Below are 17,496 nucleotides of genomic sequence, written 5' to 3'. Positions count from 1 at the left end.
ATCATTTCTGATTCTAAAAATAGTCCGTACGGGATTCGAACCCGTGTTACCGCCGTGAAAAGGCGGTGTCTTAACCCCTTGACCAACGGACCATAATTTATAAATGGGCACGAGTGGACTCGAACCACCGACCTCACGCTTATCAGGCGTGCGCTCTAACCACCTGAGCTACGCGCCCAAATTTATTGTTAATGCCGGCTACATGACTTGAACACGCGACCCTCTGATTACAAATCAGATGCTCTACCAACTGAGCTAAGCCGGCAAATGACCCGTACTGGGCTCGAACCAGTGACCCATTGATTAAAAGTCAATTGCTCTACCAACTGAGCTAACGAGTCTTATTTTTTGTTAACACTAACAAACGGTCCCGACGGGAATCGAACCCGCGATCTTCGCCGTGACAGGGCGACGTGATAACCGCTACACTACGGGACCTTTTAGGTTTTTAAAAGAAACAACTATTTTATTTTATCATCTCCTTTCTTCATTGTCAATCTTTTTTTAAAAACCACCTACAAAATTGTAGATGGTTTTACATTATTTTTTAAGTTTTTCTTTATAAGAATCAATCTCTTTTGAGTTCCCCCAAACAAAATGATTCGGTTTAATCTCAACCATTGTTGGTTTATCAACTGAATAATCATGCTGATCAACATCATAAACAATCAATTCTTTTTGACGTTCTAAAATAGGATCTGGAATAGGAACAGCCGATAATAATGATTTTGTATATGGATGGATTGGATTTCTAAATAATTCTTCAGTTTCTGCAACCTCTACAATAACACCTTTATGAATAACAGCGATACGATCAGAAATAAAACGAACCACTGATAAATCATGAGCAATAAATAGATATGTTAAACCGAGCTCTTTTTGCAATTTTTTTAATAAATTTAAAACTTGCGCTCGAACAGAAACATCTAAGGCAGAAATTGGTTCATCCGCAATAACAAAATCAGGATGCATCACAAGAGCTCTTGCTATACCGATACGTTGACGTTGTCCACCTGAAAATTCGTGTGGATAGCGTGTTAAATGTTCAGGTAACAGCCCAACAGAACTTATTATTTCATCAACCTTTCGTTTACGGTCTTCTTCATTATCATATAATTTAAAATTATATAAGCCTTCTGAGATAATATAATCAATTGTTGCACGTTCATTAAGGCTAGCAGCAGGGTCTTGAAAAATCATTTGGATTTTACGAATGACATCTCGTTGTTCATTTTTGCTTATTTTACCATTAATTTTTTTTCCTTCATATAAGATATCACCCTTACTAGTAGGATTTAATCCTATAATGGCACGGCCAATAGTTGTTTTTCCTGAACCAGATTCACCAACTAATGAGAATGTTTCTCCTTTATTAATGAAGAAATTAGCATTTTTAACAGCAACAAATTTTTTCTTTCCTTTTCCAAAAGAAATTTCTAAGTCTTTTATTTCAACTAATCTCTCAACCATTTTGTTGCTCCTCCAAAATCATCTTATTTTTAATTTTTTCATGCAAGTTTTGAATCGCCTCTGGCTTTTCAACTTTTGGAGCATCTGGATGAAGTAACCATGTTTTAGCCCAATGAGAATCAGTTATATGAAAAATAGGTGGATGCATTTCGAAATCGATTTCCATAGCATAATCAGACCTCAAAGCAAATGAGTCTCCTTTTATTTGAGTATAAAGAGAAGGTGGTGTTCCTGGTATTGAAAAAAGTTCACCTTTTTCATTAGCCAACTGAGGAAGACTTGATAGTAAGCTCCATGTATACGGATGATAAGGATTATAGAAAATATCTTCAATAGTTCCAAACTCAACTATTTCTCCGGCATACATAACGGCTACTTTATCAGCTATACTTGCAACTACACCTAAATCATGGGTAATAAAGATAGTAGTAAATTTGTATTCTTTTTGTAAAGTTTTCAATAAGTTAATAATTTGAGCCTGAATGGTTACATCAAGTGCTGTTGTCGGTTCATCACAAATTAAAATATCTGGTTTACAAGCTAAAGCAATCGCGATAACAATCCGTTGTCTCATACCACCAGAATACTGAAAGGGATATTCATCAAAACGCTTTTCAGCTTCTGGGATACCAACTTTGTTCATATAATCAATTGCCATTTTTTTCGCTTCTTGAGAAGAAACTTTTTGATGCTTAATAATAACTTCTGTGATTTGACTTCCGATGGTATTAATAGGATTAAGACTGGTCATTGGATCTTGGAAGATGGTTGCTATTTTCTTTCCTCTAATTTCTTCCCAATCCTTGTTGCTAGTTAAAGCCGTTAAGTCTTGACCACGATACAAGATGCTTCCTGAAGCAATGCGTCCGTTTTCCTCTAACATACCAGTGAAGGTTTTTGTGAGAACAGATTTTCCAGAGCCTGATTCTCCCACTAGGGCAAGAACTTCTCCTTCTTCTAATTCTACCGAAACACCTCGGATGGCAGTAAGAATCTTGTCACGGACGTCAAATTCTACCACCACATCCTTGGCAGATAATATTACATTTTTTTCTTTTAACATATCTACTCCAATCTATGAATGTGAACGTGGATCACTTGCATCAGCAAGGTTTTGACCTACAATAAAAAGAGATAATGATACTACCACAAGAGTGGTTAATGGAATCCAAAAAAGATATGCATTAGTAGTCACATTCTGTGTATAGTTTTGAATTAATCTACCTAAACTAGGTACTGTATATGGTAGGCCTAATCCAAAATATGACAGAAAGGCTTCAGTCGAAATAAAGCTAGGTAACATTTGTGACATTTGAGTTACAATAACTGAAATAAGTTGAGGTAATAAATTTTTCGTAACCATTTTGAAAGTAGAAGTACCTAAAGTACGACTGGCTAGGTTATATTCTAAATCACGATAGCGTAAAATCTGAACACGAATAAAATAGGCTACACCTATCCAACCTGTAATAGTCATTGCTAAAACTAGATTCCAAAATCCAGCTCCAAAAGCATAGGTTAAAACAATAATAACCAACAATGATGGAATATTTGTAATGACATTATAAACCTCAATCATAATCATATCAACTTTTTTTGAGATTCCCCAAATACCTCCAACAACAACTCCAACAAAAAGATTAATGAAAGTTGCAATAAAGGCGATTAGAATAGAATTTCTTGCACCATACCAAACACCATCAAAAAGCGAATGACCATTTTTATCAGTTCCAAACCAAAATTCGCCATTTGGCGAGATATATCTGGCTGAAAAATCATTAATCTTGCTAACATCATTAAAGTCATAATCTGAAAACATTGGATAAATAAAGCTAAACAATAAGATGAGAATTAAAATCCCACTCATAATAACTGTTGACTTTTTCTTCAAGAATTCTGTAAATACTGATTTCCAATAAGAATAACTTGGTGCATCAATGACTTCAGAAGCAAAATCATCTCTTTGTACAAATTGAAATTTAGTTTTATCAATCTTAGACATTATTTACCCCCCTTGTCAGATAATTTAATACGTGGATCTAGCGCAGTCATTGCTAAGTCTCCTAAAAGTAAAGCGAGAATAGACAAGGCTGAAAAGATAAAGGCTAGACCAACAACCATACTATTATTTGCTGCTTTGACTGAGTCAATTAACATTTTACCCATACCTGGATAAGCAAAAACTGTTTCCGTTAAAGTTGCACCAACAATAACACTTAGAATAGAACTTGGTACGCCAGCTACAATTGGGACCATAGCATTTTTAAAGATATGCTTATTTGCAATTTCCTTTTCGGATAATCCTTTGGCTCTAGCAAAACGAGCAAAATCACTATATTGTAAATCAATTAGATAACGTCTTACCCATAGCGCTAAACCAGGAATGTATAATATTGCCAAAATCATCGACGGCATGATATAGGACAAAATATTATGTGCCCCTAGCGTAGGGAAAACATCAGGCAGTCCAAAAGAAGAGCCAACGAATCTCACAACATAGATTAAAGCAATAGAAGGGATGGCCAATAAGAACGTCAACATTCCAGTAGAACCCCTATCAAAAATAGTATTTTTGAAACGCGCCATATATGACCCCAAAGGAAGTGCTACTGCATAAGCAATTAAAATCCCAGCTAGACCAATTCTAGCAGACATTTCTAACATTGATGGATCTTTATAATTATATTGTGTATTCGAGTATGGATCATCACCGTAGAGTACTTTTGATCTCCTGTCAGCCTTACTAGGGGATTGATAAGTTCTACTGTAGATGTCAACTGGGGTAGTTTTCGTTTCCCCGTTTGGAAATTTCACTTCTAGAGATCTTTTTTGACCTTGACCTTGACTAATAACCTGTAAAACAGGTGTATTAGAAAAAGTAGGATAAGAAAGCCCTAAATCTAATGTAATAAAATTCTGATGGATAAAAGGGAAAGATTTATTAAAATACAAAAGGTATTTATGTTCAGTTCCAGAACCAACTACTGACCAACCAATTGAAGAGTCATTTTCAATACGAATATAACGTTCCAAATCAGGATTCTTAGCATCTTGAATTTTCCAAGGATGATCAAATTGAACTAAATTAGCGTAAAATTTAAATACTCGTTCATATAATGGAATTTCTCGAGTAGCATAAAAAGTTTTATTGTTTGGCATTTGCTCGAGTTTCCAATTTTGACCAACTGATTTGATATATTTTTTATAGATAGACTTATTTTTTTCATTATTATCAATAGTAACTGTTTCATCTATCTTACTTGCAGCTTTTTGTAGCTCTTTTGAAGACATATATTGGATATAACCCATTTTTTCAAAAATTGTATTTTCATAATTGGTTTTTTTATCCGGATCAGCCGCCATCTTACTGTAAGTACTATCTTGTTTGAAAATAAGTTTTCTAGGTACCAAAGTAAAAACTATAGCATATATCAAAGTTGTTATCAGAAAAATTGATACTAGTGACCTTAAAATACGACTGAAAATGTATTTTTTCATTTTTCCCTCCAATTTCAAAAGAACCTTCTCTATAGTAGGTAGAGAAAGTTCTCCCGAAAAATTATTATTTTTTATTCTACATGATTCTCAAAATCTTCTTGTTCCTTAGCATTAGATTTTGCTTTTTCTTCTTTCCACTTTTTAAATGCTTTTTCATAATCTTTAGCAGTTACAATGTCAGATTGAAGTTTGATATACTTATATGATGACACTGAACTCTTCATGCCTGACCATGAGTATGAGCCTGAAAATGGAACTTGTTTACTTAGTACTGGAACTCCACCTTTTGAGGTAGTCATTAAAATAACTGAACTATCTGTTAACCAAGCGTTAGCTTTTGCATATAATTCGTAACGTTTTTTAACATCATGTGTTTCAGCTCCAGCTTCACGAAGTAGTTCTTCATATTTATCTAATCCTACTGTTGAAACAACATCTTTACTTCCTCCAGCTTCAATACCAAGCTGACGAACTATTGCACCATCAGTTGGATTGAAGATGTCCAAATATGTTGATGGGTCTTGATAGTCAGGACCCCAACCAGCTGCTGTTGAGAGGTCATAGTCCATTTGCTCAGGTGTTTCAGCATAGAAAGTAATAGCATAATAACTATCTTCATCTAATGGATGTAGATCTATAACAACGTTATCAGAACCTAAAGTATCTTCAATTGATTGTTTAATTGAAGCTGTTTTTTGAACTTGTACTTCACTTGATTGATAAACTGGTAAATCTAAGTGAATTGGGAATTCAACACCTTCAGCTTCTAGAGCTGCTTTAGCTTTTGCAAATTCTGCCTTAGCTTTTTCAGGATTGAATAATCCATCTTGTCCGTCTGAAAGATCAACATCTTTCCACTCATCACCATATTCAACTAATTCACGTTGAGATACTTGACCAAAGCTCTCTTCTCCAATAGTAACGAAATTTTCAGGAACTACGGCATTACGTAATTGTTTAGTTGCCGCATCTTCTCCTGCATCCTGTGCAGCATAAGATGTTCTATTAAATGCAAAGTTAACCGCTTGACGGAAATCTTTATTTAAAATAGCTTTTTTAGTTGACTCTTTTTGACTATCTGTTGTTTTAGCTGAATGTTCATATGCTGAACGGTTAAGGTTGAAGACTCCATAATATGAAGTACCATCTTGAGGTCCATATATAATATTATCATTATATTTTTCTTTTACAGATGCATAACTTGGTGTATTTGGATATACTCTAGCAATATTATACACACCGTCAGAAAAATTGTTGACTAATGACTCAGGATCAGAACCATCATAGTATGTTAACTTAATGTTCTCAATAGAAACATTATCAGCATCCCAGTAGTTAGGGTTTTTGGTGTATTCAATAGAAGATTTTGTTGTTAGAGATGATAGTAAATAAGGTCCACTATATAAAATGCTTTCAGCATTTGGTGCCCCAAATTTATCACCTTTTGATTTTAAGAATTCTGCGTTAACAGGGAATAAAATACCCATAGTCATTTTAGAATTCCAATAAGTTTCAGGTCTAGCTAAAGTATATTGAACTGTTTTTTCATCTAATGCTTTAACGCCTACAGTTGAGAAGTCATCTGTTGTTCCGTTAACATAGTCAGCCAATCCTTTAATTGAATCTTGAACGAGGTAAAGTGCTTCAGATTTTTTATCAGCAGCATATTTAAGCCCAGTGACAAAGTCTTCTGCAGTAATTTTTGCATACTCCTCACCATCTGATGTAAACCATTTAGCATCATCTCGAAGTGTGTAAGTATAAACTGTTCCATCTTCTGAAACTTTCCACTCCTCTGCTAAAGACGGAACCATGTTGCCAAACTCATCATTTTCCAACAAACCGTCTACTAGGTTTCCTGTAACATTAGTTGTTGTATCTTTGTTTGTAACAATATAGTTTAAATCAGATGGATCTGATGTATATACATAAGTATAAGTTGACGTTTCAGCTTTATCGCCAGTTGATTTAGAACCACCACAAGCTGCCAATGTCGCAGCCGAAAATAGTGTAACGCCGGCTAAAGCCAGTAATCTTGTCTTTTTATCCATAAAAAGTACCTCATTTTCATTTTCATTTTCAAAGACATTTTCTGTCTATAAGATACATTATATCATAAAAAAAATTTTTAGGAAAGTGATTTATCAGAAAATTTTGTCTATTGTTAAAAATTATATTTTGATTATTATAATAATTTGGAAATTTTTTTCATGTAATACCTTCTAAAAAAAGTTATTAGATAAGATTATTAACTGATCTTATCTAATAACTAGTTTATCAAAAATCATATAATGTAGCCATGAAAATAACGCTATTTAACCCACTGATCCTTCCATCTCATAACTAATCAAACGATTCAGTTCAACAGCATATTCCATTGGCAGTTCTTTTGTAAAGGGTTCAACAAAGCCCATAACAATCATTTCTGTGGCCTCACTTTCAGTTAAACCACGGCTCATTAAGTAATACAACTGCTCTTCAGAAATTTTAGATACTTTTGCCTCATGTTCTAAAGCCACCTGCGAATTATGAATTTCATTAAATGGAATAGTATCTGATTTTGACAAATCATCCATAATAATCGTATCACATTCAATATGGCTAACTGATTTTTTAGAGTTTTTAGCAAATGTCACTTGCCCTCGATAATTGACTTCTCCTCCACTTTTTGCAATCGATTTAGAAACAATGGATGAACTGGTATGAGGTGCATTATGAATCATTTTTGCTCCAGTGTCTTGATTTTGCCCTTTATTTGCAAATGCAATGGATAACATGGTTCCTCGTGCACCTGGACCATCTAGATAAACGGATGGATACTTCATAGTCGTTTTAGCACCAAGATTACCATCAATCCACTCCACTGTAGCATTTTTTAGAGCTTGGGCACGTTTTGTTACAAGATTGTAGACATTATCAGACCAGTTTTGAATAGTCGTATAACGCATATAAGCACCATCAAGAGCAAAAATTTCAACAATAGCTGCATGGAGACTATTACTTGAATAGGTTGGTGCTGTACAACCTTCAACATAATGAACACTTGCCCCCTCATCAACAATAATAAGAGTTCTTTCAAACTGTCCTGTATTTTCATTGTTGATTCTAAAATAAGTTTGTAGTGGAATATCTACCTTCACTCCTTTTGGAACATAAATAAAGGTTCCGCCGGACCAAACTGCTGAATTGAGTGCAGCTAATTTATTATCAGTTGGTGGGACTAGTTTAGCAAAATACTGTTTAAATAACTCAGGATACTCTTTTAAAGCTGAGTCAGTATCTGTAAAGACAATGCCTAATTTTTCAAATTCCTCTTTCATATTATGGTAAACCACTTCTGATTCATATTGAGCTGAGGCACCTGCTAAAAAAGCACGTTCTGCTTCTGGAATACCAATTCTTTCAAAAGTTTCTTTAATTTTTTCAGGCACATCATCCCATGACCTAGCAGGTCGATCAGAAGCTTTTTGATAATAAATAATGCTATTAAAGTCAATATCTGATAGATTTGGTCCCCATTCTTGCATGGGCATTTTATTAAAAGTCCTTAATGATTTCAGGCGAAATTCTAGCATCCACTCGGGTTCATCTTTAGCTTTTGATAACTGTCTAACAACCTCCTCATTAAGTCCTTTCCCCGTTGAAAAAATCGGAGTAACATCATCATGAAAGCCAAACTGGTAATCTCCTAAATCAATTGGTTTAGGCTCTATTTTTTCATTTTTCTCAGGCATATTCATTTTCTCCTAATTGTTTTTCTTGTTTGTCAAACTATCTGTGGCAACTTTTTTTAAAGCATGCCAAGAAAGTGTTGCACACTTAATCCTTTGTGGGAACTTTGAAACCCCTGAAAGAAACGATGCGTCTCCCAACTGTTCCTCTTTATCACTTTTTTTTCCTTGTACCATTTCAAAAAAAACATCTGCCAAAGCCAAAGCTTCTTCTTTAGTTTTTCCAATCATTACCCCTGTCATCATGCTTGCTGATGCTGTTGAAATCGCACACCCATGACCAGAAAAAGCAATATCAGAAATCTTATCCCCTTCAAATTGAACATAAAGAGTGACAACATCACCACAAGTTGGGTTACTTAGAGTTATCCCATCAACACCTGATAAAGTACCATAATGACGTGGTGCTTTTGAGTGGTCAGAAACCACTGCCATATATAAATTGTCTAATTCAAAAAGAGCCATTAAAATACTCCTTTGTTTTAATAATCGCATCAACTAAACGATCACAGTCATTTTTTGTATTGTAAAGGTAGAAACTCGCTCGTAATGTTGAAGAGACCCCTAAATGATTAAGAAGTGGTTGAGCACAATGATGCCCTGCTCTAACGGCAATCCCCTCATAATCCAAGGCCGTTGCCACATCATGTGGATGAAGTCCTTCAATATTAAAAGAAATGACACTACTTCTATCCTCAATTGATTGAGGACCATAGATAGTAATTCCTGGAATCTCTTGTAATTTTGGGAGAACATAGCTCATTAATTCTTGTTCATGTTGATGAATGTTTTTCATTCCCACCTCTTCAAGGTAATCGATTGCAACACCAAGAGTAACAGCACCAGAAATATTTGGCGTTCCTGCCTCCAACTTCCAAGGCAACTCTTTCCAAGTAGCACTTTGTTCATAAACAAAATCAATCATCTCACCGCCAAATTCAATAGGTGACAGTTGATTCAATAGTTCTTCTTTACCATATAAAACACCAATACCGGTTGGTCCTAACATTTTGTGACCTGAAAAAGCTAGGAAATCACAATCCAAGTCTTGAACATCAACTGCCAAATGTGGCACTGATTGTGCACCATCAACAACAAGATAAGCCCCATTTTCATGAGCTATTTCAGCAATTTTTTTAATCGGACTAATATAGCCTAAAACATTAGAGACATGAGCGATACTAACAAATTTTGTCTTATTTGTGATGGTTTTTTCTAATTGTCCCATGTCAAGACTGCCATCTTTTAAATAGACATATTTTAAAACCGCTCCTGTTTTTTGACAGGTTTGTTGCCAAGGAATGAGATTTGAATGATGTTCCATAATTGAAATCACCACTTCATCACCAGGATGTAATACCTCACAAGCAAATTGGGCGACCCAATTAAGACTAGTTGTTGTTCCTCTTGTAAAAATAATTTCTTTTTCGCTACTAGCATTTATAAATCGAGCCACTTTTTTCCTAGAAGCTTCAAAGTCTCGGGTTGCTTTTTCAGCTAAAGTATGAACTCCTCGATGAACATTAGCGTTACTAGCATGGTAAAAATGTTGCAATTCCTCTAAAACCTTTTCAGGTTTTTGAGTAGTAGCAGCACTGTCTAAATAGACTAGAGGTTCGTCATTAACACTTTTATCTAAAATTTTAAAATCTTGACGAATTTTATAACTATCTAATTTCTTCATATTATTATCTTTTTTCAAGTTTTTTATCTAACACTACAATCATTTCATCTCGAACTTCTTTGACAGGTATTTCTGAGATAACACTGCCTAAAAAACCTCGTATAACTAGTCGCTCTGCTGTTTCTTGATCAAGCCCACGGCTCATTAAATAATACATATCATCAGGATCAACTTGACCAATTGAGGCTGCATGTCCTGCAGTCACTTCGTTTTCATCAATCAATAAGATAGGATTAGCATCACTTCTTGCTTGGTCAGAAAGCATTAGGACACGGCTTTCTTGCTGAGCATCTGCACCTTTAGCCCCTTTTATAATATGACCAATACCATTAAATGTTAGAGTTCCTCTTTCAAGAATAACACCGTGCTGTAGAATATGACCAACAGAATTTCTACCATAATTAGTGACACGCGTATCAATTCCTTGAATTTGTCGTCCACTAGACGCAGCAACTACCTTTAAGTTAGCATAACTTCCATCTCCTAAAAGATCAGAATCAAAATCAGCTATGACATTTCCTTCATTCATAACACCTATCGCCCAATCAATTGTTGCATTATTTTTATGATATCCTCGGCGAGTCATATAAGTCGTTAGATTATCTCCTAAACGGTCAATAGCTGAAAACTTAACCTGGCTACCTTCTTTAGCAATGACTTCCACACTAATATTTGCAGTTGTTTTGACATTACCTTTTCCAATTGTTTCAAAACGTTCTAGATAGGTTAAACGGCTATTTTTTCCTACCACGATAAGAATATGTTTATTAAATGGAACATCAGATTCTGAATCCTGTAGGAAAATACCCTCAATAGGAAAGTCAATTTCAATATTATCTGGAATGTACAAAATAGCACCACTGTTAAAATAAGCATGATGATAAGCAGCTAACTTATCTTCTTCAAACGATAAAGCTCTACCAAAATAATCTTTAATTAGATTAGGATTTTCATCAAGAGCTGTTTCAAAATCAGTAAAAACAACGCCTTTATCCATTAAATCCATAGGTAATTGTTCTAAAACAGTTTGAGTGCCTACTTGTACCAATTTCGGATGATTATCTATCGCCATAAAGTCAACGACATTGGGTTTTATATCACTTTCAGTAATAGTACCATCACCCAGTGGCCATCTTTGAAATTTAACACGTTCAATCTGTGGTAAAGGTAATTCAGATATTTTTTCAAATGCTGATAATCGGTGATCTAAAAGCCATTTGGGTTCTGCCTTACTTTGTGAGAAATCTATTATTCTCTCTTTTGTCATTTTTTACTCCTTTACTCCATATCGGCAACAATGACTCTAAACTTCTTCTTTATACGCAATGCCTAATTCTTCTGCAATGGTAGAATAGCCTTCTTTTTCAAGTCGATCTGCTAATTCTGGACCTCCAGATAGGACTACTCGACCATCCATCATCACATGAACAACATCTGGACGAATATAATTTAATAAACGTTGGTAGTGGGTGATAATCATGGCACCAAAACCTTCTCCACGCATTTCATTCACACCTTTAGAGACAACTCGAAGAGCATCTATATCAAGACCAGAGTCTACTTCGTCTAACAAAGCAAAGCGAGGTTCTAACATGAGGAGTTGTAAAATTTCATTACGCTTTTTCTCTCCTCCTGAAAATCCTTCATTAAGGTAGCGCTCAGCCATTTCTTCTTTCATGCCTAAGAGTTCCATTTTTTGATCAAGTTTGGTAATAAAATCACGAACTGATATTTTATCCTTGTCGTCTTTTCCTGCATTCATTGCAGCACGCATGAATTCGGCATTAGTGATGCCTGGAATTTCACTTGGATACTGCATCGCAAGAAACAAACCTAATCTTGCTCTTTCATCCACTTCTAACTCAAGAATATTTTCCCCATCTAAAAGGACTTTACCTTCTGTAACTTCATAATTAGGATTCCCCATAATAGCAGCAGAAAGCGTTGATTTCCCCGTCCCATTTGGGCCCATAATAGCAGCAATCTCTCCTGTTCTTAAAACAAGGTTAACTCCTTTTAAAATCTCTTTATCTTCAATTGATACGTGAAGATTTTTTATTTCAAGTATTGACATAGCACACTCCTTTTATCTAGTCATTACATTATATCAAAAAAAGCCCTTGAGGGCTTTTTTATTGTTTGTAACCTAATCATCATTTTTTTTAATCTTATCCATAAAAGATCTTCTTCTATCAGAATTACCAATAAAAGATAAAATTTTAAAAAGTGGTGTTCGTCCTTTACCCCAGATCTCAATGCTTTCAATAAAGATTTCTAATGCAAAAAGCACACCAATCATTAACAATATACCCCCAATCCGACTGGAAACATTCAATAGTAAGGATACCAGTGAGAAAAACAAGGCAATGCCATAAACAACCAAAACTGCTCCTCTGTGAGTGAAGCCCATGGCTAGCAATCTATGATGAAGGTGCATGTTATCAGCTTCATAGAATTTTTGACCTGATAATGTTCTACGAATAATCGCTACAAAAGTATCAATGATTGGAACACCTAAAATAACTATTGGTGTCACAACTGCTACAGCAGTTGCATTTTTTAATCCTTGTAAAGATAAAACAGCAATCATAAAACCGATAAATAAAGCCCCTGTATCTCCCAGATAAATAATAGCCGGATAATAATTATAAGGGAAAAATCCTGCAATTGCTGCTATCAAGATAAAAATTGTTAGGGTTAAAAAAATATCTCGATCAAATAGGAAAAAATAAGAAATAAGACCCATTGTTGTTAGACTGATAATGGAAACTCCACTCACTAAACCATCAAGACCATCAATTAAATTAACAGCATTTGTAATAGCTGTTATCCATAAAATAGTTAATAAGAAAGTAATCAGTGGATTAAACTCCAACATCGGCCCACCAAAAGGAATTTTAAAACTATCAAATCTAAATTCGGTAAATTGCCAGATAATCAATGCTGCTAATAATATACCAAACATTTTTTTCTTGGGACTGATTTCAAAAATATCATCAATAAAACCAGTCATAGCAACTACAAGGGCACCAATAACAACAGGCATAATATAATCAAAATAAGATTGGCTACCGATGATTAATTTTGTAATCATTGGCATAAAAACAAGTGAACTAAGCAAAAAAGAAAAAACAATAGCTAAGCCACCTGAGCTGGCCATGGTCACCTTGTTAATACGTCGTTCATTTGGCTTGTCAACAGCACCAACTCGAAAAGCAAAAAAACGAACTAAGGGTGTTGCAATCAAAGACAGTAGAAAAGTTCCAATAAGTACCAGAACATATTCAAGTTTAAAAGGCGTCATGTCAATGCACCTCTATCGCTTGTAACTCTTCAATAGCTTTGCTAGTTAGTAAGATACCATGCTCTTGCAAATATGCTCGTGTTTTGGAACTTGTTTTAGCATGTTCAATTAAACGAGCGTAAATTGTATTAGCATAATAATCTGGTTTTCCGATATTTTTGATTAAAATCGTTAAATGATAGCCATCATTTTCTTTAAAAAGCTCAGAAGCCTCAATTTCATAATCCACAGTTCTAGAAAATAGAATCACTTCTTTTAAGTTTTCAAAGTCTAAGACATAGTGAGTATAGTCAGGAATTTTTTGGTCGTGCTCTTGTTCTTTCTCATCATGCTCTTCTGCCTCTTTTAATCTATCTAGTGCTTCTTTATCCCCTTTTTCGCGCATGGTTGTTTCTAAATTTTTAAAAAACTCTTCTGGTGACATTTTTGCGATATCTTCTAATTCAGCTAGATCTTCTAAACTCAACTCTTTACTGATTTCAGATTTTGTCACAAAGACATCAATACGATCTTGTCTTGGTGTCACACGAAAACTAAGCATTCCGCTATCTTTAAAATTATCTGGTAGTTCTAACTCATCCATAACGGCATAAAAAAATTCTTCTGTTTTTTCTTGAGGAACCAAAAAATCTTTTAATTCCATTCCTCTTTCTTCTAAATCATCCATACTAATCGTAATCTTAAGTGTTGTGTCACTAATTTGTTTCATTTCCATTATTTTCACCTCGCACATGTAATCAAAACCATTATACTAGAAAAAAAGATTATTTACAATTTAGATAATTGTTTTAACAAATTAAGAAGACTGAAATAAAAATAATCATCTTTTAATCTTTTTCATTTTATTTTTAGATATAGCCATTTCATAAACATCAATTGGTTGAGACATTTTTTTAATATCAACCAATTTTCTAGCAAGCCATACATTAAAAACAAATTTTTAAACTAGACGATAGTTTTTTTTGATAGCGAAAATTGTTTATAAGAACAAAAGCTTGACCCCTCCATAAACCAATAAAAGCAAACCTAAAATAATGCGATATTTCCCGAAAACGGTAAAATCATTCTTTTTGACATAATCGGTTAAAAAACGAATGGCAAACATACTTACTACAAAAGCAGTCACCATTGCAATGGCTAAAATAGCAAATTGGCCTAGAGTCAAACTAGCTCCGCCAAGGATAAATTTCAAGATTTTTATAAAACTAGCTCCAAACATGACTGGAATGCCTAGGAAAAAGGTGAATTCCGTAGCGACCACTCGACTAGTTCCCAGTAACATGCCACCGATAATCGTAATTCCAGAACGACTGGTGCCTGGTATAAGACTAAGTACCTGGAAAAAACCAATGAACAAAGCTGTTTTATAGGACATCTTTGCTAATGAAGTTACATTTGGCTGAAGACTCTCATTTTTATATTTTTGCTCTATCCATAAAAAAACAAACCCATAAAAAATTAACATCAAAGCCACAGTGACAAAATTATGGAGGTGTTCTTCCATCCAATCATCAAGTGGTAAGCCAATTACAATTGCCGGAATAACAGCAAGGATAACCTTAGCCCACAGTTGCCATGTTATTCTGATTTCTCTAGCTGTTTTTGCTTTTTGGAAAGGATTTAAACGATTAAAATAGATAACAACAACAGCTAAAATAGCTCCTAGTTGAATGACAACGTTAAACATACTGATGAAAGCTTGGTTCTGATTTTTAAAATTAAGAAATTCTTGCACTAAAATAAGATGACCTGTGCTAGAAATGGGCAACCATTCTGTCACTCCTTCTACAATTCCTAAAATAATCGCTTTGATTAAATCTATGATAAACATGCTAACTCCTTTGATGATTTGTTGTAAATGATTTTAACATTAGAAGGCTCCGCCTCCGCCGCCTCCGCCACCACCAGAGAATCCTCCTCCACTGGTGCCACCCGATGAGACAGAAAAATGAGAAGCATTTACTGCGTGGTGATTAGATGATATGATGGCTTTTGTCTGCTGGCTGAGCTGTGGTGAGATAAAAAGATAAGACTGATACAAACTGTCGTTTACGAGATTTGGATGAGTCATGATGAGGTGTTTTTCAACCTTTTTAGCAAAGCCAAGTAAAGTGGCGTAAACCAAAATCCGATTCCAGACAATAACTCCTTCAATCTCGACTTGATTAAATTTTTGAATATCACGAAGCATATTGGTAAAACTAATCCACTTTTGAACTTCATCATGTCCATTAGTTTCTAAAAAACCAAATTCTGATATGGTATTTTTACGAGTAGAAAAATAACTGATAAGAATGATTTCCATACCAATCACTCCAAGATAAATCAATGAATAAGACGAAATAATAACACCGACAATAACTAACATTACTATGGCTAAAATTGATATGAGTAATCCAAAAACAAGCATTGCTAAAGACCATCTATAATAGTTTAAGTCGCTTGGTAAAAATGCTCTTCTAATGTTTTCCAATGGTCCATTTTCGATGTCTTGTAGGACTAATTGATCCATTTTATCTAGTTTTGATTCTAATCTTTTGTTAAAGTTTTCTCCCAAATGATTAACTTTTTTCTCTAACTGTTTTCCGTGATAACGTTTCTTTAATTCTTTTATCTGATAATCATTAAAAAGATAGGTAGAAAAGAGTTGGTTGATGGCTATTTTATTTTTTTCGCCAAAGGCAAACTCTAACAGTTCTTTTTCAAAAGCAGTTGTTTTTTCATCTGAAACAATGATCAGTTCCTTGTCATTTGACAATGATAATATCTGACGGTCTATGAAATCTAAAATACTAGCTTTTAAAAGAGTTTCAAAGGTAATTGTTCCTAAATAAGAGGAGGGTCGTTTTAAGCTTGATCTCAGTGTTTTGGCATAAATATATTTTGCAACCACTAAAGGTGGTAAATCATCAGGAAGATTAAAAAGATGACTGTTTTTATTAAAATGTTGGTATTTTTCAACATGTTTTTTAAATAAAAGAAAAAAGAGGATTGCTAAAATGACAGTCAAACCAATGATAATAGGAATGAGTTTATCAAGAAGGAATAAAAGAATTTTCTGTTTTAAAGCAATATCATCTTCAAGACGTTTGAAGTCTTCTTTTTTTGGGGTTGAAAGCATAAAAGGAGTTGAGACAATCTCATTATCCCAGTATCCGTGTAATTCCAATTGTCCTGAAACATTGGTAGCTTCTAAATGATAGCCTTCATCTCTTAAGGTGATGGTAGGCTGTTTTTTAACATAACCCGTGTGTCCAAAAAGTTTTGTATCTTTAGAAGTTAAATCTGTTTTAATAGTAAAATCAACTCTTTGTAATGTTCTATCCCAATCACTTATTGGTAACCAGTTAAGTTCAGCAATGTCTGGATGGACAAAAAGAATCTCTTTTAATTGCCACTCAACGACAACAGAAACCTTATCTCCCTTTTTTCCTTTATTATATATCTTTAAACTATAGCCATCAGCTAAATCAGTCATTTCATGTTTTGATTCAACCAAGTTTCCGTTACGATAGACGGTAACAACAGGTGTCGGCTCAATAAGAAAACCTTCTGGCATTTTGCCAGCTTTTCCTAGAGTGACTATCTGACCATTATATGAGCTATCAAAGTCATAGTTGATGATTTGTCTGAAATCTGCGGAATTATCTGCATGAATAATCAATTCCCCTGAATATTGAGGAATAGTATAAGAAACATCTGCATCAACAGATTCACCAAATACAAAAAGGAGAGACGCTAATAGGAGCCAAATAATCTTTTTCATTAGAAACCTCAGAAATATCATTCCTATCCATTTTACCACAAAA

General features: G+C 34.4%; 14 protein-coding genes and 5 tRNA genes. All 19 read right to left on the bottom strand.

Annotated features, from left to right (window positions below; all coding sequences use genetic code 11):
• Positions 1 to 20: 20 nt before the first annotated feature.
• A tRNA-Glu gene (locus A3I1_RS0105285) sits at positions 21 to 92 on the bottom strand.
• A 12-nt stretch (positions 93 to 104) separates the two neighbouring features.
• A tRNA-Ile gene (locus A3I1_RS0105280) sits at positions 105 to 178 on the bottom strand.
• Positions 179 to 192: 14 nt separating this feature from the next.
• Positions 193 to 265: transfer RNA gene (locus tag A3I1_RS0105275), tRNA-Thr, on the bottom strand.
• A gap of 3 nt (positions 266 to 268) precedes the next feature.
• Positions 269 to 341: transfer RNA gene (locus A3I1_RS0105270), tRNA-Lys, on the bottom strand.
• A 24-nt stretch (positions 342 to 365) separates the two neighbouring features.
• Positions 366 to 438: transfer RNA gene (locus A3I1_RS0105265), tRNA-Asp, on the bottom strand.
• 102 nt (positions 439 to 540) lie between these two features.
• Entirely contained in the window at positions 541 to 1,470 is a 930-nt protein-coding gene (locus A3I1_RS0105260) for an ATP-binding cassette domain-containing protein (protein WP_018370239.1), read from the bottom strand.
• On the bottom strand, positions 1,463 to 2,533 hold the full coding sequence (locus tag A3I1_RS0105255) for an ABC transporter ATP-binding protein (RefSeq protein WP_018370238.1): 1,071 nt from the start codon (positions 2,531 to 2,533) through the stop codon (positions 1,463 to 1,465). The genes A3I1_RS0105260 and A3I1_RS0105255 overlap by 8 nt, the downstream gene beginning before the upstream one ends.
• Positions 2,534 to 2,545: 12 nt before the next feature.
• A complete protein-coding gene (gene oppC / locus A3I1_RS0105250) occupies positions 2,546 to 3,472 on the bottom strand; it encodes an oligopeptide ABC transporter permease OppC (protein ID WP_018370237.1) in 927 nt (308 codons plus the stop codon).
• Positions 3,472 to 4,968, bottom strand: coding sequence for an ABC transporter permease (locus A3I1_RS0105245; protein ID WP_018370236.1), 1,497 nt, complete (start codon positions 4,966 to 4,968; stop codon positions 3,472 to 3,474). The genes oppC and A3I1_RS0105245 overlap by 1 nt, the downstream gene beginning before the upstream one ends.
• Before the next feature lie 71 nt (positions 4,969 to 5,039).
• Positions 5,040 to 7,019, bottom strand: a complete 1,980-nt coding sequence (locus A3I1_RS0105240) for a peptide ABC transporter substrate-binding protein (protein ID WP_018370235.1) — start codon at positions 7,017 to 7,019, stop codon at positions 5,040 to 5,042.
• A gap of 264 nt (positions 7,020 to 7,283) precedes the next feature.
• On the bottom strand, positions 7,284 to 8,702 hold the full coding sequence (sufB, locus tag A3I1_RS0105235; protein ID WP_018370234.1) for a Fe-S cluster assembly protein SufB: 1,419 nt from the start codon (positions 8,700 to 8,702) through the stop codon (positions 7,284 to 7,286).
• Positions 8,703 to 8,714: 12 nt separating this feature from the next.
• Positions 8,715 to 9,164: a Fe-S cluster assembly sulfur transfer protein SufU gene (gene sufU, locus A3I1_RS0105230; protein WP_018370233.1), complete on the bottom strand. Its 450-nt coding sequence runs from the start codon at positions 9,162 to 9,164 to the stop codon at positions 8,715 to 8,717.
• A complete protein-coding gene (locus A3I1_RS0105225) occupies positions 9,151 to 10,383 on the bottom strand; it encodes a cysteine desulfurase (protein ID WP_026216776.1) in 1,233 nt (410 codons plus the stop codon). The genes sufU and A3I1_RS0105225 overlap by 14 nt, the downstream gene beginning before the upstream one ends.
• Positions 10,384 to 10,387: 4 nt before the next feature.
• Positions 10,388 to 11,650: a Fe-S cluster assembly protein SufD gene (gene sufD, locus A3I1_RS0105220; RefSeq protein ID WP_018370231.1), complete on the bottom strand. Its 1,263-nt coding sequence runs from the start codon at positions 11,648 to 11,650 to the stop codon at positions 10,388 to 10,390.
• A 36-nt stretch (positions 11,651 to 11,686) separates the two neighbouring features.
• A complete protein-coding gene (sufC, locus tag A3I1_RS0105215) occupies positions 11,687 to 12,457 on the bottom strand; it encodes a Fe-S cluster assembly ATPase SufC (protein ID WP_018370230.1) in 771 nt (256 codons plus the stop codon).
• A 72-nt stretch (positions 12,458 to 12,529) separates the two neighbouring features.
• Positions 12,530 to 13,687: a glycosyltransferase family 4 protein gene (locus A3I1_RS0105210; RefSeq protein ID WP_018370229.1), complete on the bottom strand. Its 1,158-nt coding sequence runs from the start codon at positions 13,685 to 13,687 to the stop codon at positions 12,530 to 12,532.
• Position 13,688: 1 nt separating this feature from the next.
• The gene (mecA, locus tag A3I1_RS0105205; protein WP_018370228.1) at positions 13,689 to 14,402 is read right to left on the bottom strand and encodes an adaptor protein MecA; all 714 of its coding nucleotides are present in this window, start codon (positions 14,400 to 14,402) and stop codon (positions 13,689 to 13,691) included.
• A 264-nt stretch (positions 14,403 to 14,666) separates the two neighbouring features.
• A complete protein-coding gene (locus tag A3I1_RS0105200; RefSeq protein ID WP_018370227.1) occupies positions 14,667 to 15,518 on the bottom strand; it encodes an undecaprenyl-diphosphate phosphatase in 852 nt (283 codons plus the stop codon).
• 39 nt (positions 15,519 to 15,557) lie between these two features.
• Positions 15,558 to 17,453 (bottom strand): DUF2207 domain-containing protein, encoded by a 1,896-nt coding sequence (locus A3I1_RS0105195; protein WP_018370226.1) that lies wholly within the window; start codon positions 17,451 to 17,453, stop codon positions 15,558 to 15,560.
• Positions 17,454 to 17,496 lie beyond the last annotated feature (43 nt).

Source organism: Streptococcus marimammalium DSM 18627 (assembly GCF_000380045.1).
In the GTDB taxonomy this organism is placed as follows: Bacteria; Bacillota; Bacilli; order Lactobacillales; family Streptococcaceae; genus Streptococcus; species Streptococcus marimammalium.
The sequence above is the reverse complement of the archived record's forward strand: the minus strand, read 5'-3'. Positions and strand labels throughout refer to the sequence as shown.

What these genes read in the sequence shown, in the direction of transcription:
- sufB (WP_018370234.1), bottom strand. Translation starts at nt 8,702, where the DNA reads ATGCCTGAGAAAAATGAAAAAATAGAGCCTAAACCAATTGATTTAGGA.
- sufD (WP_018370231.1), bottom strand. Translation starts at nt 11,650, where the DNA reads ATGACAAAAGAGAGAATAATAGATTTCTCACAAAGTAAGGCAGAACCC.
- A3I1_RS0105245 (WP_018370236.1), bottom strand. Translation starts at nt 4,968, where the DNA reads ATGAAAAAATACATTTTCAGTCGTATTTTAAGGTCACTAGTATCAATT.
- A3I1_RS0105200 (WP_018370227.1), bottom strand. Translation starts at nt 15,518, where the DNA reads ATGTTTATCATAGATTTAATCAAAGCGATTATTTTAGGAATTGTAGAA.
- A3I1_RS0105255 (WP_018370238.1), bottom strand. Translation starts at nt 2,533, where the DNA reads ATGTTAAAAGAAAAAAATGTAATATTATCTGCCAAGGATGTGGTGGTA.
- A3I1_RS0105210 (WP_018370229.1), bottom strand. Translation starts at nt 13,687, where the DNA reads ATGACGCCTTTTAAACTTGAATATGTTCTGGTACTTATTGGAACTTTT.
- sufC (WP_018370230.1), bottom strand. Translation starts at nt 12,457, where the DNA reads ATGTCAATACTTGAAATAAAAAATCTTCACGTATCAATTGAAGATAAA.
- oppC (WP_018370237.1), bottom strand. Translation starts at nt 3,472, where the DNA reads ATGTCTAAGATTGATAAAACTAAATTTCAATTTGTACAAAGAGATGAT.
- A3I1_RS0105260 (WP_018370239.1), bottom strand. Translation starts at nt 1,470, where the DNA reads ATGGTTGAGAGATTAGTTGAAATAAAAGACTTAGAAATTTCTTTTGGA.
- A3I1_RS0105225 (WP_026216776.1), bottom strand. Translation starts at nt 10,383, where the DNA reads ATGAAGAAATTAGATAGTTATAAAATTCGTCAAGATTTTAAAATTTTA.
- A3I1_RS0105240 (WP_018370235.1), bottom strand. Translation starts at nt 7,019, where the DNA reads ATGGATAAAAAGACAAGATTACTGGCTTTAGCCGGCGTTACACTATTT.
- mecA (WP_018370228.1), bottom strand. Translation starts at nt 14,402, where the DNA reads ATGGAAATGAAACAAATTAGTGACACAACACTTAAGATTACGATTAGT.
- A3I1_RS0105195 (WP_018370226.1), bottom strand. Translation starts at nt 17,453, where the DNA reads ATGAAAAAGATTATTTGGCTCCTATTAGCGTCTCTCCTTTTTGTATTT.
- sufU (WP_018370233.1), bottom strand. Translation starts at nt 9,164, where the DNA reads ATGGCTCTTTTTGAATTAGACAATTTATATATGGCAGTGGTTTCTGAC.